At 68.5% G+C, this 21,159-nt stretch carries 26 protein-coding genes; 14 read left to right on the top strand and 12 right to left on the bottom strand.

Annotated elements, in window-relative coordinates; all coding sequences use genetic code 11:
- Window positions 1-44 precede the first annotated feature (44 nt).
- Together EA796_RS11670 and EA796_RS11665 are read right to left on the bottom strand one after the other, a co-directional pair.
- Window positions 45-968 carry a universal stress protein gene (locus EA796_RS11670; protein ID WP_021442406.1) on the bottom strand — a complete coding sequence of 308 codons (924 nt, stop codon included), beginning with the start codon at window positions 966-968 and terminating at the stop codon, window positions 45-47.
- A 107-nt stretch (window positions 969-1,075) separates the two neighbouring features.
- Window positions 1,076-1,882, bottom strand: coding sequence for a tetratricopeptide repeat protein (locus tag EA796_RS11665; RefSeq protein ID WP_122108734.1), 807 nt, complete (start codon window positions 1,880-1,882; stop codon window positions 1,076-1,078).
- 151 nt (window positions 1,883-2,033) lie between these two features.
- On the opposite strand from EA796_RS11665, the gene EA796_RS11660 reads away from it, so the two are divergent.
- The 3 genes from EA796_RS11660 (at window position 2,034) to EA796_RS11650 (ending at window position 3,317) form a co-directional block, all read left to right on the top strand.
- Window positions 2,034-2,408, top strand: a complete 375-nt coding sequence (locus EA796_RS11660; RefSeq protein ID WP_021442408.1) for a tol-pal system YbgF family protein — start codon at window positions 2,034-2,036, stop codon at window positions 2,406-2,408.
- A gap of 70 nt (window positions 2,409-2,478) precedes the next feature.
- Window positions 2,479-2,901 (top strand): DUF4124 domain-containing protein, encoded by a 423-nt coding sequence (locus EA796_RS11655; RefSeq protein WP_122108733.1) that lies wholly within the window; start codon window positions 2,479-2,481, stop codon window positions 2,899-2,901.
- A 59-nt stretch (window positions 2,902-2,960) separates the two neighbouring features.
- On the top strand, window positions 2,961-3,317 hold the full coding sequence (locus EA796_RS11650; protein ID WP_021442481.1) for a PilZ domain-containing protein: 357 nt from the start codon (window positions 2,961-2,963) through the stop codon (window positions 3,315-3,317).
- 8 nt (window positions 3,318-3,325) lie between these two features.
- Here the strand turns inward: EA796_RS11650 and EA796_RS11645 are convergent, their stop codons facing one another.
- The 7 genes from EA796_RS11645 to EA796_RS11615 form a co-directional block, all read right to left on the bottom strand.
- The gene (locus EA796_RS11645) at window positions 3,326-4,219 is read right to left on the bottom strand and encodes an amino acid ABC transporter substrate-binding protein (protein ID WP_021442480.1); all 894 of its coding nucleotides are present in this window, start codon (window positions 4,217-4,219) and stop codon (window positions 3,326-3,328) included.
- Window positions 4,220-4,229: 10 nt separating this feature from the next.
- A complete protein-coding gene (gene potE, locus EA796_RS11640) occupies window positions 4,230-5,558 on the bottom strand; it encodes a putrescine-ornithine antiporter (RefSeq protein WP_122108732.1) in 1,329 nt (442 codons plus the stop codon).
- 54 nt (window positions 5,559-5,612) lie between these two features.
- On the bottom strand, window positions 5,613-5,981 hold the full coding sequence (locus tag EA796_RS11635; protein WP_122108731.1) for a DUF5064 family protein: 369 nt from the start codon (window positions 5,979-5,981) through the stop codon (window positions 5,613-5,615).
- Window positions 5,982-6,040: 59 nt separating this feature from the next.
- On the bottom strand, window positions 6,041-7,000 hold the full coding sequence (locus EA796_RS11630) for an HlyD family secretion protein (protein ID WP_021442477.1): 960 nt from the start codon (window positions 6,998-7,000) through the stop codon (window positions 6,041-6,043).
- A gap of 3 nt (window positions 7,001-7,003) precedes the next feature.
- Entirely contained in the window at window positions 7,004-7,357 is a 354-nt protein-coding gene (locus EA796_RS11625; protein ID WP_122108730.1) for a DUF3302 domain-containing protein, read from the bottom strand.
- Between the two features lie 74 nt (window positions 7,358-7,431).
- Window positions 7,432-8,103: a DUF3313 domain-containing protein gene (locus EA796_RS11620; RefSeq protein ID WP_031302739.1), complete on the bottom strand. Its 672-nt coding sequence runs from the start codon at window positions 8,101-8,103 to the stop codon at window positions 7,432-7,434.
- 164 nt (window positions 8,104-8,267) lie between these two features.
- The gene (locus EA796_RS11615) at window positions 8,268-9,071 is read right to left on the bottom strand and encodes a SirB1 family protein (RefSeq protein ID WP_122108729.1); all 804 of its coding nucleotides are present in this window, start codon (window positions 9,069-9,071) and stop codon (window positions 8,268-8,270) included.
- A 105-nt stretch (window positions 9,072-9,176) separates the two neighbouring features.
- Between EA796_RS11615 and EA796_RS11610 the strand changes: the two genes are divergently transcribed.
- From EA796_RS11610 to EA796_RS11595, 4 genes are all read left to right on the top strand, one after another.
- Window positions 9,177-10,199 carry a Glu/Leu/Phe/Val dehydrogenase dimerization domain-containing protein gene (locus EA796_RS11610; RefSeq protein ID WP_122108728.1) on the top strand — a complete coding sequence of 341 codons (1,023 nt, stop codon included), beginning with the start codon at window positions 9,177-9,179 and terminating at the stop codon, window positions 10,197-10,199.
- Between the two features lie 103 nt (window positions 10,200-10,302).
- Window positions 10,303-11,391 (top strand): pyruvate dehydrogenase (acetyl-transferring) E1 component subunit alpha, encoded by a 1,089-nt coding sequence (gene pdhA, locus EA796_RS11605; protein ID WP_122108727.1) that lies wholly within the window; start codon window positions 10,303-10,305, stop codon window positions 11,389-11,391.
- A 10-nt stretch (window positions 11,392-11,401) separates the two neighbouring features.
- Window positions 11,402-12,388 carry an alpha-ketoacid dehydrogenase subunit beta gene (locus tag EA796_RS11600; protein ID WP_122108726.1) on the top strand — a complete coding sequence of 329 codons (987 nt, stop codon included), beginning with the start codon at window positions 11,402-11,404 and terminating at the stop codon, window positions 12,386-12,388.
- Window positions 12,389-12,421: 33 nt separating this feature from the next.
- Window positions 12,422-13,528: a dihydrolipoamide acetyltransferase family protein gene (locus tag EA796_RS11595; protein WP_122108725.1), complete on the top strand. Its 1,107-nt coding sequence runs from the start codon at window positions 12,422-12,424 to the stop codon at window positions 13,526-13,528.
- 27 nt (window positions 13,529-13,555) lie between these two features.
- Here EA796_RS11595 and EA796_RS11590 read toward each other — a convergent pair whose 3' ends face one another.
- Complete coding sequence (locus EA796_RS11590) at window positions 13,556-14,422, bottom strand: DMT family transporter (protein ID WP_122108724.1); 867 nt, start codon at window positions 14,420-14,422, stop codon at window positions 13,556-13,558.
- A 286-nt stretch (window positions 14,423-14,708) separates the two neighbouring features.
- On the bottom strand, window positions 14,709-15,113 hold the full coding sequence (locus tag EA796_RS11585; protein WP_122108723.1) for a DUF488 domain-containing protein: 405 nt from the start codon (window positions 15,111-15,113) through the stop codon (window positions 14,709-14,711).
- A 101-nt stretch (window positions 15,114-15,214) separates the two neighbouring features.
- Here EA796_RS11585 and EA796_RS11580 point away from each other — a divergent pair, with 101 nt between their 5' ends.
- On the top strand, window positions 15,215-15,502 hold the full coding sequence (locus EA796_RS11580; protein WP_122108722.1) for a hypothetical protein: 288 nt from the start codon (window positions 15,215-15,217) through the stop codon (window positions 15,500-15,502).
- A 178-nt stretch (window positions 15,503-15,680) separates the two neighbouring features.
- On the opposite strand, the gene EA796_RS11575 is transcribed toward EA796_RS11580, so the two are convergent.
- On the bottom strand, window positions 15,681-15,944 hold the full coding sequence (locus tag EA796_RS11575) for a YebG family protein (protein ID WP_122108721.1): 264 nt from the start codon (window positions 15,942-15,944) through the stop codon (window positions 15,681-15,683).
- 360 nt (window positions 15,945-16,304) lie between these two features.
- Between EA796_RS11575 and EA796_RS11570 the strand changes: the two genes are divergently transcribed.
- The 6 genes from EA796_RS11570 to EA796_RS11545 all read left to right on the top strand — a co-directional run bounded on the left by EA796_RS11570 (window position 16,305) and on the right by EA796_RS11545 (window position 21,084).
- Window positions 16,305-17,483 (top strand): diguanylate cyclase domain-containing protein, encoded by a 1,179-nt coding sequence (locus EA796_RS11570; protein ID WP_021443555.1) that lies wholly within the window; start codon window positions 16,305-16,307, stop codon window positions 17,481-17,483.
- 278 nt (window positions 17,484-17,761) lie between these two features.
- Window positions 17,762-18,241: a TonB-dependent receptor plug domain-containing protein gene (locus EA796_RS11565; protein ID WP_021443556.1), complete on the top strand. Its 480-nt coding sequence runs from the start codon at window positions 17,762-17,764 to the stop codon at window positions 18,239-18,241.
- A gap of 66 nt (window positions 18,242-18,307) precedes the next feature.
- A complete protein-coding gene (locus EA796_RS11560; RefSeq protein WP_122108720.1) occupies window positions 18,308-18,604 on the top strand; it encodes a DUF3649 domain-containing protein in 297 nt (98 codons plus the stop codon).
- Window positions 18,601-20,124 (top strand): PepSY domain-containing protein, encoded by a 1,524-nt coding sequence (locus tag EA796_RS11555; protein WP_122108719.1) that lies wholly within the window; start codon window positions 18,601-18,603, stop codon window positions 20,122-20,124. The genes EA796_RS11560 and EA796_RS11555 overlap by 4 nt, the downstream gene beginning before the upstream one ends.
- Entirely contained in the window at window positions 20,121-20,444 is a 324-nt protein-coding gene (locus tag EA796_RS11550) for a DUF3325 domain-containing protein (RefSeq protein ID WP_122108718.1), read from the top strand. Before EA796_RS11555 ends, EA796_RS11550 begins: the two co-directional genes overlap by 4 nt.
- 145 nt (window positions 20,445-20,589) lie before the next feature.
- Window positions 20,590-21,084: a phosphate-starvation-inducible protein PsiE gene (locus EA796_RS11545; protein WP_021444933.1), complete on the top strand. Its 495-nt coding sequence runs from the start codon at window positions 20,590-20,592 to the stop codon at window positions 21,082-21,084.
- Window positions 21,085-21,159 lie beyond the last annotated feature (75 nt).

The following is a 21,159-nucleotide window of genomic DNA, read 5'->3' as shown; positions in this document are numbered from 1 at the left end:
CTAATGGAATGTGCCGGCGAGGCTACTACGGCGATTTGCTGTAGTCATTGTTCCGTTGCACTACGTGACGAATCCGCCTTGAGCACCAGCAGGTCGCACTCCACGGCCTCCAGCACCCGCTCCGCGGTGTGGCCGATCAGGGCGGTGTCGAGTTGGCCGCGGGCGATGGCGCCCATCAGCAGCAGGTCAATATTGTGCTCGCGCACGAAACGCGGCAGCACTTCCTCGGTGAAACCTTCCAGCAGGTGGGTATCGGGCAGGGCAATGGGGTATTGGCCGAGCAGTTGCTCGAAGGCCTCGCGGTGGCTTTTCGCGTTGTCGCGCACATAGTTGTCGTAGTCGGCGACCATCGCCGCGTCGAACACCAGGGTGCGCGGCAGCGGCGCGTGGCAGTGCAGGTAGTGGGCCTGCAGGGCGAAGCGCTGGCTCAGCTCCATGGCCGTGCGGATCAGCTGGTGATCCAGGGCCGCCGGCTTGTCGGCGCTGTGCAGCGGATCGAGGGCGGCGCACAGGCTGCGCCCCTGCCACTCGGCGTGGTGCACCAGCCACAGCGGCACCGGGCAATGGCGGATCAGCTGCCAGCAGCTGTCGGTCAACAACAGGCGACGCAGCAGGCTATTGTGCGCGGCGGACTTGAGCACCAGGTCCGGCTGCAGTTCGGCGACCTTGGCCAGCACCTCCTTGTCCAGGCGTTTGCCCCAGCGGATGTCCACCTGCACCTCGAGACCGCCGCTGCGCAGCGGCGCGATGCGTTGCTCCAGCCATTGGCCGTGCTGCTCCAGCAGCGCGGCGCGGCCTTTGGCCTGGATCGCACTGTCGAACAGGCGGCCGTCGAGGCCGGCGTGATAGTCCACCAGCAGCAGGTGCAGTTGCGCCGGGTTGTGCCGGGCCAGCCAGGCGGCGCGTTGCAGCGCCGGCTGGCTGTCGCGGTTGGGGTCGATGACCACCAGCAGTCGTTGCAGTTTCATGGTCTGTACCTCGCGAGGGTGACCCGAGCATTGCAGCGCGCTTTGCTGGCGCCTGCCTTGATATGGGTCAGCTTAGTCCCAGGAGGTGAACGAAGGGCGGGCGCCGCTCAGCGCACGGCCGGATTCAGCACCATGTCCAGGTGGCGGGCGGCCTTGGCGTTGAGCTCGCCGTCCGGGTACTGCACCAGCAAGCGGCGCAGGTAGGCGATGGCCTTGGCGCGGTCGGCGTCGGGGTTGTCCGCCGCCATGTGCATCAGCGCCAGCTGGTACAGCGCCTTTTCCTTGATCCCGGCCGGCACGTGCGGGTCGGCCAGGCCCAGCAGGTAGAGCTCCTCGGCCTCGGCGACGCGGCCCTTGAGCACGGCACGGCGCGACAGCAGGGTCATGTCCGGGTCGAGGCTGCTCTGGTACAGGTCGAGGTTCTGGCTCGGCTGCCAGTGCGCCAGCAGCTCGCGCGAGGTCTTGTGCAGCGGCTCCTGGCTGCGCTGGCGGATCAGCGTGATGCGTTGCTCGGCGCGGCCGGCGGCCCGGCTGGCGGGGAACTCGTTGAGCACCCGGTAGAAGTAGTTGAGCGCCTTGGCGTCGTCGCGCTGCTCGTTGAAGCGGTTCATGTAGATCAGGCCGATCTGGTACAGGGCGATGGCGCGCACCTCGCCGCTCAGCTGGCGGTCGCGGTAGCCGTCCAGGTACAGGGCCTCGGCCTTGTCGCTGTGGGCGTCGCGGATGGCCATGGCGCTGTAGGTGAGCAGGTCGCCTTCCTCTTCGATGGCGGCGGTCATGCGCTTGGTCTTCAGCGCCTTGTACTCGACCACCTCGTTGGTGGTGACCTGGGCGATAAACAGCGGCGTCGTGGGGGCACAGGCGCTCAGCAGGGCGGCGAGGGCGATAAATGGGATCAGGCGAGTGCGCGGCATGCGGGCTCCTTGGCCGGAGTCGGCCGATGCGCCGCAGTCTAGTCAGCCGCCCGCCCAGCGCCAAGGCGGGCGCGGCACAACCCATCGGAGGTTTGCGGCGGTTCAGTTTTCCCGGCGCCAGTCGATACACTGCTCAGCGGAGGAATTGCCCATGCGAACCCTGATCATCCTGACCCTGGCGCTGGTCGCCACGGGCTGCACCCGTTGGTCGCTCGACCATCACCTGAACAACGCCTATCGCGCCTACGAGGATGGCGACTGCGCCTGCGTCGCCCTGGAGCTGTCGAAGGCCGAACGCAAGAGCCGTTCGCGCGGCTACCTGCAGCCGGAAATCTCGCTGCTGCGCGGCCAGTGCCTGGAGCGCGAGAACCTGTTCGTCGACGCGGCGCAGACCTACCAGTTCATCATCAGCCGCTACCCGACCAGCGAGTACGCCTACCGCGCCCGCGCGCGCCTGCAGACCCTGGAGCAGCTCGGCCACCACAATCCGGCGGAGCCGGCCAAGGCTACGCCGGCGCCATTGTGAGCCGATCATCAGTCATTTGCGCCGGCTGCGCGGCGGTTTAAGCTGGGCCACCTGTTCACGGAGGATCAGCATGCGCAGCCTGCTGCTTGTCGCCCTGTTGCTGCCGGCCCTGGCCGCAGCGGAAATCTATCGCTGGACCGATGCCCAGGGCCGCGTGCATTTCGGCCAGCGTCCGGGCGCCGGGGCCGAGCCGGTGGAGGTCAAGCCCCAGGTGGTCGAACGCGACGAACACACCCGCGAGCGCGAGGCGCGCAGCCAGCGCTTCTTCGATGCCCGCCGCGAGGAGCAGCAGCAGGCCGCCGCCGCGGCGGCCGAACAGCGCGAGGCGCGCGCCGCCGAGTGCCGCGACCTGCGCCGGCGCCTGGCGCAGATTCCGGAAGGCTTCAGCTACTACCGCACGGACGCCAACGGCGAGCGCATTTATTACAGTGATGAAGAGACCGACACCGCTCGTCGCCAGCTGCGCACGCGCATCGCCGAGCGCTGTGGCTGAGGCTGGTTAAGCGGCGGCTTCGGGGCCATACTCAAAGCCCCTTGTAGCGATTCGCCAGCATGCGCAGCCAACGTCGAATCGAACGCCATCAGTTGCCCTACTACCTGAAGGTGTTCAACCGCATCACCGACAAGCCGATGGGCTCCATCGGCAATGTCTCACTGGACGGCCTGATGCTGATCAGCCAGCTGCCGATGCTGGTGGGTGCGCGCTTCGACATGCGTCTGAAGATCCCCGGCCAGCACGGCCAGCACTTCGTCGACTTCTCCGCCACCTGCCAGTGGTGCCGTGAGGACGTCACCCCCGGCAGCTACGACTCCGGCTTCGCCCTGGTGGCGCCGCCGGCCGACTACGTCGAGATGGTCGACGCCCTGCGTTATTACTTCAGTTTCCACAGCCTGGCCGCCTCGGCCTGAGCGCGGGCTCAGGGCCGCGAGTTGAGCCGCAACATCAGCCGACTCTGCTCGCTGAGCTCGCCGAAGAACCGGCGGTAGAGCGCCTCGCCATCGCTGGAGCGGTTCAGCCGGCTGAGCGCGGTATCCACCAGCAGGCGGAAGTCCTCGTCGTCGCGGGCCAGCGGCATGGCCACCGCTTCCACTTCGAACAGGCGCTCCGGCACCCACAGCTGTGCGCCTTGCGGATGCTGGGCCTGGTAGTTGAGCAGCACCAGGCGGTCGGCGAAGAAGGCGTCGACCCGGCGGCTGACGACCTGCTCGACCCCCTCCCGATTGCTGTCGACCTCGACCAGCTCGGATTGCAGGCCGAGCTGGCGAATGCGCGTGCGCGCCCAGTCGACGCTGATCGTGCCCTTGAGCACGGCGAAGCGGTGGCGGCTCAGCCCGCGGTTGATGGTGGCGCGCCAGGTCGGGCCGCTGTGCGCCGCCTCGCCCTTGAGTGGCAGCAGCAGCGTCGCCGGTGCGTCCTGACGCACCACCACGCCCAGGCCGGCAGTGAAGATCGGCAGCGAGAAGCTGACCTGGCGGCGCCGCTCCAGGCTCTCCACCACGGGCGCGCAGAGGATATCGACGCGCCCGGCGGCCACCGCGTCGAGCATGTCCGTGGTGGTCAGCGGTTGATAGCGCAGGCGTAGCGCGGGCATGGCCAGTTGCTCTTGCACCTGACTGGCGACGCGGCGGCACAGCTCGATGGCATAGCCGTCGGCCTGCTGGGCGTCGCCGTCGGAGAAGGGCGGGTTGCCGGGCACGAAGCCCAGCACCAGCTGGCCGCTGTCGTGGATGCGCTCCAGGGTGGCGGCGCTGGCGATGGCCGGCAACCAGGCACAGAGCAGTAGCAGCCGGACCAGGTAGGGAATAGACATGCCGAGTCTCCTAGGGCCGGCCAAGGCTGTCGAGGGCGCCGACGAAGCGCTTGGCGATGGCGCCGAACAGCAGGTAGCCGACCACCATCACCAGTGCCGCGCCGAACACCGCATCCAGGCCCGAGGCGTACAGGGCGTAGAAGCAGTAGAGCATGGCCACCAGCAGGATCAGGCTGTTGCGGCGAAATACCTGGGGTGTCACCTGGGCCTTGTGCATGATCACCAGCAGGCCGGTCAGCGAGGTGACGTAGGGGATGATGTTGGTCACCGCGGCCAGGCCCACCAGCTTGTTGAACTGGGCGCTGGCGTTGGGCGAGATGGTCGACAGGGCGATCAGGCTTTGCAGCACGCCGCAGAACAGCAGGCCCAGCAGCGGCGCATCGCGCGAGCTGACCCGAGTGAAGAGTTTGGGGAACATGCCCTGTTCGGCGGTGACCTTGGCCGTCTGCGCCAGGGTGAACTGCCAGCCGAGCAGGGAGCCGAGGCAGGCCATCACCGCCAGGGCCATGATGACGTTGCCGACGCCGTCGTTGAACATCCGCGCGTAGACCAGGGCGAAGGGGGCGCTGGAGTTGGCCAGTTCCGGGTTGGGGACTATGCCCTGGATCACACTGGTCGACAGCACGTAGACCACGGCGGCGCCGAGGGTGCCGAGCAGGCAGGCCAGCGGTACGTTGCGCTTGGGATTGTCCACCGCGTCGGAGTTCTGCGCCGCCGACTCCATGCCGAGGAAGGCCCAGAGGGTCAGCGGGATGCTCTGTGCGATGGCGTCGCCCACTTTCAGGTCGTTGGGATTCCAGGCCTCGATGAACAGGCTGGGCTGGAACCAGAACCAGCCGATCAGGCCGAGGCCGGCCACCGGGATGATCACCCCCCAGACGGTCACCGCGCCGAGGCGTCCGGTGAGGCTGGGGCCGCCGAGGTTGGCCAGGATAGTCAGCCAGATCAGGCCGATGGTGCCGAGCACCAGGGCGCCGGCGCTGCTGCCCAGCCAGGGGAAGAAGGGCGTGAGGTAACCGACCGCGGAAATGCCGATGGCCACGTTGCCGATCACCAGCGACAGGAAGTACAGGTAGGAGCAGAGGAAGAACGCGGACTTGCCGTGGGCTTCCTCGCTGTAGGCCGACATGCCGCCGGGACGCGGGCAGTAGATGCCGCACTGGGCGAAGCCGTAGGCGATGGCCATGGAGCCGACCGCCGTGACCACCCAGGACAGCAGCGATACCGCGCCGAGCTGGGCCATGCTCGAGGGCAGCATGATGATGCCGGAGCCCATCATGTTGACCGCCACCAGGGTGGTCAGGCCGATCAGGCCCATCTTCTTGCTGGCATCGGCCATGTTCCGGTCCTCGCGCTGTGCGTGGGTGGAGGGAAACGAGCGCTGGTTAAAGGGTCAGAATCCGTCCTTGTCCAGGTGGTCGAAGTCCACCGGGTCACCGGGGTTGACGTTGAGCTTCTTGCGGATGTCCGCGAACATCGCGTCGTACTCGCCATGGCTGCGCATGATCGGGCTGGCATTGGGCGGCAGCCCCAGCTTCACCGCGGCCTTGGCCAGGCGGCTGGCGAAGTTGAAGGCGGTGTCGCGGTGCATGTCGAACTCCTCGGCAACGCTTTGGCCGGCGACCTGGCCGGACAGCCTGAAGTGCAGCAGCACGCCCTCCTTGGGGTCGTGGCGCACCTCGTAGTAGACGTCGATATCGTAATCGGGGACGCCCGGCATGCCGGGTTGTTTCTTGCGGTTGAGGTGACCGGGTTCGAACATGATGGACTCCTCTGTGTCATGACGCGGCGCCTGTGCCAGGCGCCGCCGGGTTGCGGGCGTCAGTGGAACGGGAAGATGTAGTTCATCCAGGCGGCCATGCGCAGGAGCACCTTGCGCAGGATCGCCACATGGGGGAAGTGCTCGGAGTAGAGCGCCGCCTGACCATAGGCGCCGCCCGGTATCAGCTCCTTGTAGGGTTCGAAGGCCGGGTCGATGATTTCCAGCAACACCGGCACCCGTCCGGCCGGCATGGCGCCGGTGACGCCGATCAGGTGGCCGCCCGGCTGCACCTGGCCTTCGGCGATCACCGGTTGCACCTGCTTGACCCGCGCCTGGAACACCTGGCCGGGCAGGCCGTCGAGGGCGATCTCGGCGGAGTCACCCAGGGTCAGGCGCAGCTGGCTGTTCTGGCGCATCCAGGCCACGTAGAAATATTCCTCGTGGGGAATGAAGATCGCCGACGGCCGCAGCGGCATCTTCACCGCATAGACGCCGGGGCGCAGCACCACCTGGGTCACGTAGCCGCGCGACGGCGCCCGCACCACCGTGTTGTCCAGCTCGAACTGGGCGATATTGAGCTGCGCCTGCAGATCGTCCACGCGCGCCGTGGTGATATCCAGATCACGGCGGTTGCCCAGGTTGCGCTTGACCAGCTCGCTGGCGCGGAACTGGTCGCCCTTGGCCGAGACCAACTGGGCCTTGATCGAGCGCACGCGGTTCTCGAAGGGGGTGGGGTCGATGCGGAAGATCACGTCGCCCTCTTCCAGCAGCTGGTTGCCGCGCACCGGCACCTCGATCACCTGGCCGCTCACCGCCGGCACTATGGGGGTGCTGACGAAGTAGCTGCGCGAGACCTCGGAATAGGGGTGGTTGTAGTTCATCAGGAAAATCAGCGTGCCGATCAGCACGATGCCGCCCAGTACCGCGGTGGGCACCGTCCACTTGTTCAGCGGGATCTTGAAGATCTTGAAGATGGCGACGCAGATGGCGGTGTAGGTGAGAATCAGCAGCAGATCCATGATTCAGTCCCTCGCCTCGATCCGTTCTTCTGCGGCCGGCCGTTCCAGTGAGTCCACTCGGGCCTTGAGCTCCGCCACCTGTTGTTCCAGCTGCTGCAGGCGTGCCGTATCCTCCTTGGCCGTGGTGGCGAAGCCCCAGCCGCGATCCTCGCGGTAGAGCGTCGCCCAGATCCACAGGAAGGGCCAGAGCACGTGCAGGGTGAACAGGCTGACCCAGCCCGCCACGTGGATGGCATCCTGGTGCGGATGGTTGCGATGCACGGCGATCTCGTAGGGAATGTCGTGCACCGCGATGACGCCGTAGAACAGCACTATGGCGGCGAAGATCAGTACGCCCAAGGCAAAGTAATCCAGCATGTTGCCTCCCTAATGCGACTGTTCTGCGTGCGGCACCGCTCGGACGATCCGCAGCGGTGCCGGCAGAGCGGTTCTCAACGCTTGGCCTTGAGCTGCTCGACGGACTGGCGCATGTCGTTGGCCCAGACATCGATCACCGGCTTGACGTTGTCGAGGCTGATCACCTGCTCGTCGTTCTCCAGGTCCAGGCCGCTGCCCTTGCGCACCACCTGGGCGACGACGCGGCTGTTCTGCGCGTCGATGACCGCGGCCTCGGCGGCGATCTCCACCTGCTGGTCGCGGGTGCCGGCCGCTGTGCTGGCGGCTGCCACCACCAGGGCGATGGGAATGACTTCGTAGGGCTTGAGGCCTTCGGTGGAGGCCGAGACCGCGGTGATGGCCGGGCGCAGCACCAGGGTGCCGGCCGTGGGCGAGTCGGTGAGCGGCATGACCTTGCTCAGCTCGCGGCGCAGCGCGGTGTCGAAGTAGCGAGTGATGGCGTGCAGGGTCTCCTGGGACAGGCGGGCGCTGGGTTGTGGCTGCGGGTAGAACTGGCTGGGTTCCAGAAAGAGCTGGTTGTAGCGGGCGATCTGCAGATCCGGGTCAACCCAGCGCGCCACTTTGACGCCAGACGGTGATTGCTGCTCGCTCAGGCGACTGTAGTCCTGCAAGAAACCCGAATATTGCTCGGGGGCCACCAGGGTGCTGCTACAACCGGTAGCGCTCAGAATGGCCGCCAACAGCGACGAACCAAGGAGTCTTTGCATGCTATTTCCCTTCGTGGAGTCATTCGTGCGTTCGTGGTGTTCGCTGCGTTGGCAGAAGGCCGAACAAGCGAAAGTGTAGACGGGAAGTATCCAGTTACACGGGCCGGTCGAAAGATCGTAAAGGGCCCTGCAGAACCCTGCGCGGCTCGCCGCTCAGGGGCCGCTCAATGCAGCGCCGGCGCAACGTCCAGCGTGCGCAGGCGCTGGCTCAGCTGCAGGCGCAGGGCGGCGTCGTCGCACAACAGCAGGGCGCGTTCGAGGTCGTAGCGCTCGCCCTGTGGACAAGCCAGATTGCGGTAGATGTCGGCGCGCGCCAGATGGTCGACCATGCTCGCGGGACCTATCTGCAGCACCCGTTCGGCGTCCTTGAGCGCGGCCAGGTCGTCGTCATGCTGAAGATGCAACAGGCGCAGGTTGCGCGACAGGCGCTGCAGCATGGCGCGAGCGTCGGCGCTGTGCAGATGCGCGGCGCTGAGCGCGGCGTCCGGGCCGAGCTGGCGGTAGAGCAGTTCGCGGCAGTCGCGGGTATACAGGCGGCGACCGCCGCAGGGGTCGAGCAGGTGATCGGCGCCGGGCACGCGCAACAGGAAATGTCCGGGGAAGTTCACCCCCTGCAGGGGGATGTCCAGGCGCCGAGCCAGCTCCAGAGCGATCAGCGCCAGCAGCAGCGGTTGTCCGCGGCGCCGCCGTAGCACCTCGTGGAGCAGCGCATGGCGGGGGCGGGTGACGCCTTCGTCGTCTTCCTGGTAGTCCAATTCGGCGAGCCGGCGCAACAGCGGCTGGGCCAGTTCGCGCGCCGGCAGGGCGGGCAGTCCGGCGCTGACCTGCAGCTGCAGGCCGTGCAGTTCGCCGAGCACCTGCGTCGGCTGCACTTGCCCATCGTGTTCGGCGGCGACCCACAGCGCCGCCTCGAACGGTTCGGGCGGATCGCGCTCCAGGCACAGTAGGCAGGCTTGGCGTGGGCTCATCGCTTTCTCCGGTGACTCCTGCTCTTGTAGCCCTTCGGCCGATCCGCGTCCAGTCTCCGCCCAGCCACCTATACTGAGGCCTAAAGTCAGACCGGGAGCTCGCCCATGTTCAGCATGATGGAAGCCGCCCGCCTCGAGGCCCTGCACCTGGCGCAGGATCCGGCCACTGGCCTCAAGGCCGTCATCGCCATCCACAACACTCGTCTCGGCCCGGCCCTCGGCGGCTGCCGCTACCTGGCCTATCCCGACGAACAGAGCGCCATCCGCGACGCCATTCGCCTGGCCCAGGGCATGAGCTACAAGGCCGCCCTGGCCGGCATCGCCCACGGCGGTGGCAAGGCGGTGATCATCCGTCCGCCCCACGTGGCCAACCGCGCGGCGCTGTTCGAGGCTTTCGGCCGGGTTATCGAGACGCTGAACGGGCGCTATATCACCGCCATGGACAGCGGCACCTCCAGCGTCGACATGGACTGCATCGCCCAGCACACTCGCCATGCCACCAGCACCACCAGCGAGGGCGATCCCTCGCCGCACACGGCGCTGGGGGTGTTCGCCGGGATTCGCGCCACCGCCCAGGCGCGCCTTGGCAGCGACGATCTGGAGGGCCTGCGCATTGCCATCCAGGGCCTCGGCAACGTCGGCTTCGCCCTGGCCGAGGAACTGCATGCGGCCGGCGCCGAGCTGCTGGTCAGCGACCTCGACCCCGGTCGGGTGCAGCTGGCGGTAGAGCAGCTCGGCGCCCATCCGGTGGCCAGCGAGGCGCTGCTCACCACCCCCTGCGACATCCTCGCGCCCTGCGGCCTGGGCGGCGTGCTCAACGGCCAGACCGTCGGCCAGCTGCGCTGCGCGGCGGTGGCCGGGGCGGCCAACAACCAGCTGGCCAACCCGGAGATCGCCGACGAGCTGGAGGCACGCGGCATCCTCTACGCGCCGGACTACGTGCTCAACGCCGGTGGGCTGATCTACGTGGCGCTGCGCCATCGCGGCGAGGAGCTGGCGGCGATCACCGCCCATCTGGCGCAGATCAGTCTGCGTCTGACCGAGATCTACGCCCATGCCCAGGCCGACAAGCGCTCCCCGGCGCGGGTCGCCGACCGCCTGGCCGAACGCTTGTTGTACGGGCCCTGAGGGCCCGCTGCGCGCGCCACGCCCACCCGCGTGGTGGCGCATCCGGCCCCAGGCCACCAGCCCGGGGCCAGCAAGGTGTCCACAAGATGCCGAGGAGACTGCCATGTCCGAACAGCCGAAACTGCCGCATACCCGCTACCTCGCCGCCGACGGCAAGCCCTGCGCCGAGCTGCCGGCCTGGAGCGACGACTTCGAACTGCTGATCCGCCTGTACCGGCAGATGTTGCTGACCCGCCTGTTCGACCAGAAGGCGGTGGCCCTGCAGCGTACCGGGCGCATCGGCACCTACGCGCCGACCATCGGCCAGGAGGCCATAGGCGTGGCCATCGGCGCGACCATGCGCGCCGACGACGTGCTGGTGCCTTACTACCGCGACACCGCGGTGCAGGTGATGCGCGGCGTGCGCATGGAGGAGATCCTGCTCTACTGGGGCGGCGACGAGCGCGGCAGTGCCTATGTCGACCCGGCGGTGGCTGAGGACTTCCCGCTCTGCGTGCCGATCGCCACCCAGGCCCTGCACGCCTGCGGCGTGGCCAGCGCGTTCAAGATCCGCGGCCAGCACCGCGTCGCCGTCACCACCTGCGGCGACGGCGCCACCAGCAAGGGCGATTTTCTCGAGGCGCTCAACGTCGCCGGCGCCTGGCAGCTGCCGGTGGTGTTCGTGGTCAACAACAACCAGTGGGCCATCTCGGTGCCGCGGCGCATCCAGTGCGGCGCGCCGACCCTGGCGCAGAAGGCGATCGGCGCCGGCTTCCCCGGCGAGCAGGTCGACGGCAACGACGTGCTGGCGGTGTACGACCGGGTGCAGGCGGCGCTGGAGCGGGCGCGCCAGGGCAAGGGGCCGACCCTGATCGAGTGCCTCAGCTACCGCCTGGGCGACCACACCACCGCCGACGACGCGACGCGCTACCGCCCGGCCGAAGAGGTCAAGCAGGCCTGGCGCGAGGAGCCGGTGGCGCGCCTGCAGGCCTTTCTGGTCAGCCAGGGCGTGTGGAATGCGCAGCGCGAGCAGGCCCTGGTCGGCGAGTGCCAGGCCGAGGTGCAGCGCGCGGTGGAGGCCTTCGAGGCGACGCCCATGCCGCCGGCCGAGGCGGCGCTCGAGCATGTCTACGGCCAATGGCCGCAGGCCCTGGCCGAGCAGCGCGAATGGCTGCGCGAGCGCGCCGCGCGGCGGGAGGTGGACCATGAGTGAGAAGCCAGCCATGAGCGAAAAGAAGGTCAGCCTGCTGGAAGCGGTCAACCTGGCCCTGCACCGGGCCATGGCCGAGGACGACAACGTGGTGCTGCTGGGCGAGGACATCGGCGTCAACGGCGGGGTGTTCCGCGCCACCGCCGGGCTGCGCGAGGCGTTCGGCTTCAAGCGGGTGATCGACACGCCGCTGGCCGAGACCATGATCGCCGGGCTCGGCGTCGGCATGGCGGCGCAGGGGCTCAAGCCGGTGCTGGAGATCCAGTTCATGGGGTTTATCTACCCGGCCCTGGATCACCTGATCTGCCACGCCAGCCGCCTGCGCAACCGCACCCGCGGTCGCCTCAGCTGCCCGCTGGTGCTGCGCACGCCGATGGGCGCCGGCATCCGCGCCCCCGAGCACCACAGCGAGAGCACCGAAGCGCTGCTGGCGCATATCCCCGGCCTACGTGTGGTCATCCCCTCGTCGCCGGCGCGCGCCTACGGCCTGCTGCTGGCGGCCATCGACGACCCGGATCCGGTGGTGTTTCTCGAACCCACCCGGCTGTACCGGATGAACCCGCAGCCGCTGGCCGACGACGGCAGACGCTTGCCGCTGGACAGCTGCTTCACCCTGCGCGAGGGCGGCGACCTGACCCTGGTCAGCTGGGGTGCGAGCGTGCACGAGACGCTGCAGGCCGCCGATCGGCTGGCCGAGCGCGGCGTCGAGGCGGAGGTGATCGACGTCGCCTGCGTCAAGCCGCTGGACCTCGACACCCTGGAGGCCTCGGTGCGCAAGACCGGGCGCTGCGTGATCGTCCACGAGGCGCCGAAGAGCTGCGCGGTCGGCGCGGAAATCGCCGCCAGCCTGTACGAGCGTGCGCTGCTCGATCTGCAGGCGCCGATCCAGCGGGTCACCGCGCCGGACATTCCGCCGCCGCTGTATCGCCTGGAGCAGCTGTACATCCCCGGCGTCGAGGACATCCTCGCCGCCTGCGAGACGGTGCTGGAGTACGCCTGAAGACGGGCCAGCGAATCGACGGGAGAACGCACGATGAAATATTTCAAACTGCCCGACCTGGGCGAGGGCCTGCAGGAAGCCGAGATCGTCGAGTGGCACGTCAAGGCCGGCGACACGGTCAAGGCCGACCAGTTGCTGGTGTCGGTGGAAACCGCCAAGGCCATAGTCGACATCCCCGCGCCCTATGACGGGGTGCTGGTAAAGACCTTCGGCAAGGAAGGCGACCTCCTGCATGTCGGCGAGCCGCTGGCCGCCTACGAGGGCGAGGCCGACGCCGGTACCGTGGTCGGGCGTCTGGAAGGCGGTGGCGAGGCGGGCGCGGACAACTTCTTCGTCGGCGCTGCGCCGAGCACCCGCGAGCACCTGGCGCCGCGGGCGACCCCGGCGGTACGGCAGCTGGCGCGTCAGCTCGGCGTCGACCTAGGCACCGTGCAGGGCAGCGGCGCCGACGGCCTGATCACCCGCGCCGATGTCGAGGGCGCCAGCCAGGGCGCGCGCGAGCGCTTCGGCGGCGAGAAACTGCGCGGCGTACGCCGCAGCATGGCGCTGAACATGGCCCGCGCGCATGCCGAGGTGGTGCCGGTGGTGATAGTCGGCGACGCCGACCTGCACCGCTGGCGCGAGGCGCGCGACCCGCTGGTACGCATCGCCCAGGCCATCGCCGTGGCCTGTGAGGCGGAGCCGGTGCTCAACAGCTGGTTCGACGGCAAGAACCTGTCGATCAAGCGCCATGCCCAGCTTGACTTAGGGATAGCAGTGGACACCCCCGACGGTCTGTTCGTGCCGGTGCTGCGCAACGTCGGCGCGCGCAGCGCCGAGGATCTGAAAGAGGGCGTGGCACGCCTGCGCGCCGACGTGCGCGCACGTTCCATCCCGCCGCAGGAGATGATGGGCGCGACCCTGACCCTGTCCAACTTCGGCACCCTGTTCGGCCGCTACGCCAACCCCGTGGTGGTGCCGCCGCAGGTGGCGATCATCGGCGCCGGCGGCATCCGCGACGAGCCGGTGGCGGTCGATGGCCAGGTGGTGGTGCACCCGATCCTGCCGCTGTCGCTGACCTTCGACCACCGCGCCGTCACCGGCGGCGAGGCGGCGCGCTTTCTCAAGGCGCTGGTCGAGGCGCTGCAGCAGCCGGAGTGATGGCCCGGCGTGACGCCGGGCCGGGAGCTACCGGCCTTGCGGGGCGAAGCGAAACACCAGCGCCAGGCCCAGCAGGATCGCCGCCATGCCGGCCATGGCGCTGGGCGACAGCAGGTTGCCCAGCAGCAGGTAGTCGAGCAGGGCGGTGACCAGCGGCACCAGGTAGAACAGGCTGGTGACGTTGACCAGGTTGCCGGCGCGGATCAGCCGGTACAGCAACAGCTGCGCGCCCACCGAGATCACCAGGCCCATCCACAGCAGCGGCAGCAGCAGTCCGGCATCGAACTGCACCCGCCATTCCTGGGTTGGCAGCAGCGCCAGGCTGGCCAGCAGGCACAGGCCGTACTGCAGCGGCAGGGCGCGCATGGGCGCCTGGTTCAGACCCTTCTGCGCGATGGCGCCGAGCGTGATGCAGACCAGCGCGGCGAGCGCCAGCAGCACGCCGGCCAGCGGCAGCGAGGCGTGCAGCAGGCTGTCGCCGACGATCAGCGCCAGGCCGAGCAGGGCCAGCAGCAGACCGGCCAGGCGCAACGGCGAGGCGCGCCGCTCCAGCAGCATCAGGGTGAGGATCGGCTGCACGCCGAGCAGGGTGGCGAGCACACCGGGGGTGATGCCGCTGTCCAGCGCCAGCAGGTAGCACAGGCTGTAGCCGCCGATCATCAGCAGCCCGGCCCTGGCCGTGGGCCAGCGCAGGCCGCGTTCGGGCAGCCAGGTGCCCGAGTAGGCGGCGATCAGCGCCAGCGCCAGGCAGGCGAGGGCGAAGCGCAGGATGAGAAAGGCGAAGGGCGAGGCGTGATCAAGACCCAGGCGGGCGAAGATCGCACCGCCGGACCAGAGCAGCACGAACAGTGCCGTCGAGCCGCAAGCGGCCAGTGAGGTGGTATCGAAACGCATGGTGAAGCACCTGTCGAAAAATCCGCATAAGCCCCGTGCGCGCAGACGCGCCTCGGTCAGACCGATGACAAACGGAGCGCAATGGTCGCGGGGATGGCCCGCTTAGACGCTGGCCGGCGGGGGAGGAGGGGTGCCGGCGCGGCAGACAGGTGGAGGCGCGCAAAGCAGAGCCACAGCGCTGCGCGAGGCGGCGTTGGCGGCAGGGAGATTGCGCGTAAGGGAAGTCATCGAAATAGGCTTCGGTATGACGGGAAAGGCTGCAGGCTAGCTCGGCACCGGGCGTCGGTCAACCGCTGCCGAACTCGCCCTGGTAACAGACCGGCGAACTGGGCGAGCCCTGGCGCTCCAGCGCCTCTTCGAGAAAATCCGCCAACACCCGCGCGTTGTTGTGCGCCTCGTCGCGCGCGGCATAGAGCAGGGTCAGGCGGCCGCTGGCGGCCCAGTGCAGCAGCGCTTGCCAGTGTTCGGGATGGCCGGCCAGCTCCTGCAGATAGGCACGACGAAAGTCTTCGAAGGCGCCGGCCTTATGGCCGAAGGCCTTGCGCAGCGCGGTGGAGGGCGCCACCTGCGGCAGCCAGGCATCGAGTGGCAGCCGATCCTTGGCCAGGCCGCGCGGCCACAGACGGTCGACCAGCACGCGGCGGCCATCGTCTGCGCCGGCATCGAGATACACCCGTTTGCACTGGATCATGGCCTGACTCCTCGCACAGAGCCTAGTCCACGGCCCTGCGGCAATGCCGCACTTGGCGCCAGCAGGGGGCTGGATTAGCGTGGCGGGCGAGGAGACATGCCATGGACTACTTCATCATCGTCGTCACCACGGCCGCCGGGTTGTATTTCCATTGGTGGCTGTTTCGCCGCATCCGTCAGTGGGGCGACCGCGACCTGGCGCTGTCGTTGGCCGCAGGCGATGGGCCGATGCGCCAGTACATGCTCGAGCAGCTGACCCGCGCGCAGCGCGAGGGTATTCGCCGGCGCGATCTGCCGAACTGGCTGGAGTTTGCCGCGGCGCAGTATCGGGCGAGCGGTGCTGCCAGGGATGGCGATTCATCGTCGGCGACGCCGCGTACCGACAGCTGAGCGCCGCTGAGGCCATCCGGGGCCACGGAACGCGACAAACCATAACGAGCTTGCCGGATTTCCCGGTGCATGCCGCCAGCGGCCTGGACGGCCCTGCCTGTTCTACTCCAACCCCTTGATGCCTAGCCATGAAAAAAGCCCCGCCACCCAGGTGGGCGGCGGGGCCAGGGGGAGAGCGTCACTCGCTGGCGGCGTTGTCGTCGAGCTCGTCGAGGGCATCGGGCTGGCTCTTGAAGGCCTTGGCGAAGATCTCGCGGTTCTTCGCCATGAAGATGCCCAGCTCCTCGCCCTGTTCCTCACTCAGCGACGGCACCGCCTTGTGCAGCGCCTGGCTGAGGCGCTCGGCCAGCTCCAGCATCTTGTCGTGACGGTCGGCTTCGGCCTTATCCATAAACAAGCGCTCCGGGTCGCGGCTGCTGCGGTACACCACTTCGACGGCCATTCATCACCTCGTCTGCCTTCATGCGTGTCGATCAGTTTTTAACTGGTTATTTGTACAGTTGTGGCGAGCATAAAGAACTCGCTGCCATTTGGCCAGCCTGCCGTGCAGCAATCGCAACGGCGTTCGGACCGCACGCCATCGCGTCCCGTGCCAGCCCCTGCGGTGTCTGGCCGAAGCCGGGTTGAACCGCGTGGATCAGGGTGGAGGCCGCGGGGCGTCTTGTACAGGATGGGTACAGGATCAGGTGCGGTCGTTTCAACGGGCCCCGGGCGTTGGTCGTCGCTTGCTGGCGCGCAGGCGCATGGCTATAGTGCCGGCTATCTCTCCCCGTCCTCCAAGTGCAGTCTGCACGGGGGTTCCATGCCGCAAACCGCGGGTCGTATCGAGCGTAAGCTGTTTGCCCTTCTGGCGTTGCTCTACCTGAGTCTGATGCTGGTTGCCGGCGCCATCTGGGGCAGCCGGGTCAACCTGGCGGGCGGCGAGGCAGTGGAAAACTTGCACAGCGCCTTGTACAAGCTTTCCCTGACTCTTTCCCACCTGCAGGACGCCGAAACCGGGCAGCGCGGTTACCTGTTGACCGGCAACGAGCTCTACCTGCGTCCTTATCAGCGCGCCAACGCCGAGCTCGATCCGCAGCTGCAGCGGTTGCGCGCCAACCCGGCGCTGCTGGGTCATGAAACCGACCTGAACGTGATCGAGCAGCTCAGCCGGCTCAAGCGCCGTGAACTGGAGGAAACCATTCGCCTGCGCCGCGAGCAGGGGCTGCTGGCCGCGCGGGCGCTGATGGTCGAGGATCGCGGCAAGGTCTATATGGACGAGATGCGCCTGCGTATCGGCAAGCTGGAGCGGCGTATCGCCGAATCCCTCGAGCAGCAGCGTGCCGACCTGCGTTGGCGTTCCAGCCTGGCGCTGTGGGGCGGCAGCGGTGCAGCGCTGCTGATGCTGGGGCTGCTCGCGCTGATCTTTTTCGACCTGCGCCGCGACCTGCGCGAGCGCAACGAGTTGGTGCAACGGCTGGCCTTCGAGTCGCAGCACGACAGCTTGACCCGTCTGCCCAATCGTCGCGCCTTCAACGAGGCCCTGGATCAGGCCCTGGCCCTGGCACGCCGTGGCGAGCGCCAGGTTGCGTTGCTGTACCTCGACCTCGACGGCTTCAAACCGATCAACGATCAGTTCGGCCATGCCGCCGGCGACGCCACGCTGAAGGCGGTGGTGGCGTGCTGGCAGGCCCTGATGCGCGAGGGCGAGTTGCTTGCGCGGCTGGGCGGCGACGAGTTCGCCGTCATCGCCGCCGGCGATGCCGAGGCGGTGGAACGTCTGGCGCAGCGGCTGATCCAGGCGCTCGACGGGCCGCTGCTGGTGGATCAGCCGACGGTGCGGGTGGGTGTCAGCATCGGTCTGGCGCGCTTTCCCGAGCATGGCGAAGAGCGCCGTCGCCTGATCGCCGCGGCCGATAACGCCATGTACCGCGCCAAGGAGGCGGGCAAGCACTGCTGCGCCTGGCCGCAGGAGCGCCCGCTGACGCTGATCGCCAGCTGAGTCGGGCGCCCTGGCGCGCGCACCGGATCCGCAATAACCCCTCTCACACCGCCCCCTGGGCCTGCTCAGGCCGCGCTTCGTCTTTCCTGGGCGTGCCGGCAACGGCTTGACCTGTTCCCGCGATGATGAGCGCATCCCGACCGCCATGGCCAGCCGCTGTCGAGAGCAGACACCGGTTGGCGGAGCCGGTCATTTTTACAATTGATATTCCAAATAAAAACACTTCTCACTAATATGTCGCCGTTTTACACCGCCCTCACCTTGCCCAAGGAGCCGCAATGCCTGCCCCTGCTGTCCATCGTTCCCTGACCCGCTCGGTTCGCCTGGCGACCCTGGGGCTGGCGCTGAGCCCGCTGCTGGTGCTGGCCGCGGAGGAGGCCATCGAGCTCGAGGCGCAGAGCGTTGTCGCGACCCCGCAAGCCGAGCGCGCCAACGGTCCGGTAGCCGGCTACGTGGCGAGCCGCAGCGCCACCGGCACCAAGACCGATACGCGGCTGCTGGAGACGCCGCAGTCGGTCAGCGTGATCACCGCCGACCGCATCCGCGACCTGGGTTCGCTGACCGTGCAGGACGCCCTGCGCTATACCGCCAGTATGCGCGGCGAAACCTACGGCCTGGACAGCCGCGGCGACTGGTCGATGATTCGCGGTAGCGCGCCGAGCATCTTCCTCGACGGCCTGCAGCAGACCTTCGGCAGTTACACCAATACCCGCACCGATCCGTTCACCCTGGTGGGCACCGTGGGCTACAGCTTCTAGCGCACCAGGCCGGCGCCCGTCATGCGGGCGCCGGCCCCAGCCCGATCAGCGAACAACGAGCCGACCATGAGCAAGCAACCTTCCCCGCCCCCCTGGAGCATCGCCTCGCGAATACTGGCCGCACTGTTCGGCGGTTATGCCCTGGCCTACGGTTTTACCGCGTTCTTCGCCGTCTACCTGCCGCTGGCGCGCGCCGACCGCGTGGTGTTCGCCAGCCTGCTGTGCTTCGCCGTGTGGACCGCCGCGGTGATCTACGTGTTCGCCGCGCGCAGCGCCCTGCGCGCCTGGTCGCTGCCGCTCGGGCTGGCGCTGTTGCTGTGCCTGGCCGCCTTCCTCCCCGCCGAGTTCGGAGCGCGCCCATGAGCCTGCGTCAATCCATGGCCGGTTTGCACACCTGGGGCGGCCTGCTGCCCAGCTGGCTGTTGTTCGTCATCCTGTTCAGCGGCACTGTGGCCTGCTTCGACAAGGAACTGGAGCGCTGGATGCGTCCGGCGCTGCACCAGCCGCAGGCGGTCACGCTGAGCGCCGAGCAACTGCGCGGCTGGCTGCAGGCCAACGTCGCGGACCGGCTGCATGCCTTCTGGATAGTGCCGCCGAGCGCGCGCGAGCCCTTCTGGCAGCTGGCCTGGGAAGTGGACGGCAGCGAGCGCATCGAGCGCCGCGCCTTCGCCCCGCACAGCCTGCAACCCCTGCCCGAGACCCAGGGTGGCGACTTCTTCTTCAAGCTGCACTACGAGCTGCACGGCGGCATGGCCGGGCGCTACCTGGTCGGCCTGGCCGGCATGTTCATGCTGGTGGCGCTGGTCTCCGGGGTGATCATCCACCGGCGCATCTTCAAGGATTTCTTCACCCTGCGCCCGGCCGCCAACGGCCAGCGCGCCTGGCTGGATGCGCACAACCTGTTCGGCGTCGCCGGCTTGCCCTTCCACCTGGTGCTGGCCTACACCGGCGTGGCGGTCTTCGTCGCCTCCTACATGCCGGCCGGCGCCCAGGTGGCCTACAAGAGCGACACCGCGCACTTCTTCAGCGAGGTGATGGGCGGCTATCACCGCGAGGAGCTGCAGCGCCCGGCACCGGCGCCGGTTTCCCTCGATACGCTGATCGAACGGGCGCGCGCTCACTGGCAGGGCGGCGAGCCGGGGCGGATCAGCGTGCATCACCCGCACGATGCCGCGGCGGTGGTGGAGATCCGCCGCGGCGACCGCTCGCGCATCGCCATCCCGGCCGACACCCTCCGCTTCGACGCGAGCAGCGGCGAGTTGCTCCACGTGCAGCGCGCGCCGGCCGGCTACGGCACTTACCTGTGGCTGGTCGGCCTGCACATGGCGCAGTTCGGCGGCGCCCTGGTGCGCGCGCTCTACCTGCTGCTGGGCTTGGCCGGCTGCGCCATGCTGGTGGCCGGCAGCCGGGTCTGGCTGAGCAAGCGCGCGGCCCGCGGCGGCCCTGGCACCGGCCTGGTGCGGGCGCTCAACGGCGCGGTGTTCGCCGGCCTGCCGCTGGCCAGCCTGACGCTGCTGTGGGGCAATCGGCTGCTGCCGGACGACCTCGCGGCGCGGGCCAGCGCCGAGGCCTGGGTGTTCGTCGCCAGCTGGGCGCTGCTGGCATTGTGGGCAGTGTGGCAGCGCCACAGCACGCAGCTGCTGCGCCGGCAACTGCGCCTCGGCGCGCTGCTGGCGCTCGGTCTGCCGCTGCTGTCGGTGCTGCTCGCGCCGCAGGGCCATCTGCTGGCCAGCCTGGCGCGCGGCGACTGGGCACTGGCCGGGGTCGACGCCGTCCTGCTGCTCGCCGGCCTGCTCTGCGCCCTGTGCGCCCGGCGCCTGGGCGCGCAGCCGCAGGCCAGGCCGGTGCGCGCGCCGCGCGAGCCGGCCGCGGAGGGGCTGTGATGTTGCTCGCCTTCGCCCTGGCCTATCTCGGCATGCTCGCCCTGTGCCTGGCCATGCCGCGTCACCACAAAGCGCTGCTCGGCGGCGAGCCGGGACGCGCGCGTCAACGCGGCCTGCGCCTGGCTGCGGCATCCTGCTGCGGCCTCGCCCTGGGGTTGTGCAGCCTGCGCCAGGGCGGCGAGATCGGCGCGCTATTGTGGCTGTGCCAGCTGATGCTCGCCGTCTTGCTGCTGGTCGCCCTGCTGGCCTGGCGTCAGCGCTGGGCGCTGCCGGCCGCCGCGCCGCTGCTGGTCGCCGGGGGGCTCGGCTGGCTGCTGTAGCCGCCCTGCGGCAATCTGCGCCTGTGCCTTTTGCGCGTCCGCCGGCATCATCCTGAGGCTGGTGTTTTTCCTGCATGCACGAAGCCGGCGAGCCGCCATTTCGGTGGCTCGGGTCGTCATGTCGGGTCTTGGGGGAGAAGTACGGATGAATTGGGCGGAACGTCTGCGCGCGGGCATGCATGGCCTGGCCGAGTCCTTGGGCAACCTGCTGATGGAGGCCTTCCACTACCTGGCGCTGTTCGCCATTGGCGCGATCACCGCCTGGGGCGGGGTGATGACCTTTATCGGCATGCTCGACAACGGCCAGATCACGGTGGACGACATCCTGCTGTTGTTCATCTACCTGGAATTGGCGGCGATGGTGGGGATCTACTTCAAGACCAACCACATGCCGATCCGCTTCATGATCTATGTGGCCATCACCGCGCTGACCCGCCTGCTGATCTCCGACATCTCGCACAACCACAAGCCGGACTGGGGCGTGGTGATGGTGTCCGGCGCCATCCTGCTGCTGGCCCTGGCGATTCTGGTGGTGCGCTATGCCTCGGCCCGCTACCCGGCGGTGGCCGCCCCGGCGGCGCGCGGCAAGGCGCGCAACCGCGCCGATGCCGAAGCCGAGCGCGACGACACCTCCGATTGAGGCGTAGGGTGGATCAGGCTCTTTGCATCCACCTATGCCGGCGCCATGGTGGATCGATAAAGCGTGATCCACCCT

The sequence above is a fragment of the Pseudomonas sp. AOB-7 genome (genome assembly GCF_003696305.1).
In the GTDB taxonomy this organism is placed as follows: Bacteria; Pseudomonadota; Gammaproteobacteria; order Pseudomonadales; family Pseudomonadaceae; genus Aquipseudomonas.
Note: the sequence above shows the minus strand (reverse complement) of the source record. Positions and strands in the feature narration are given on the sequence as shown.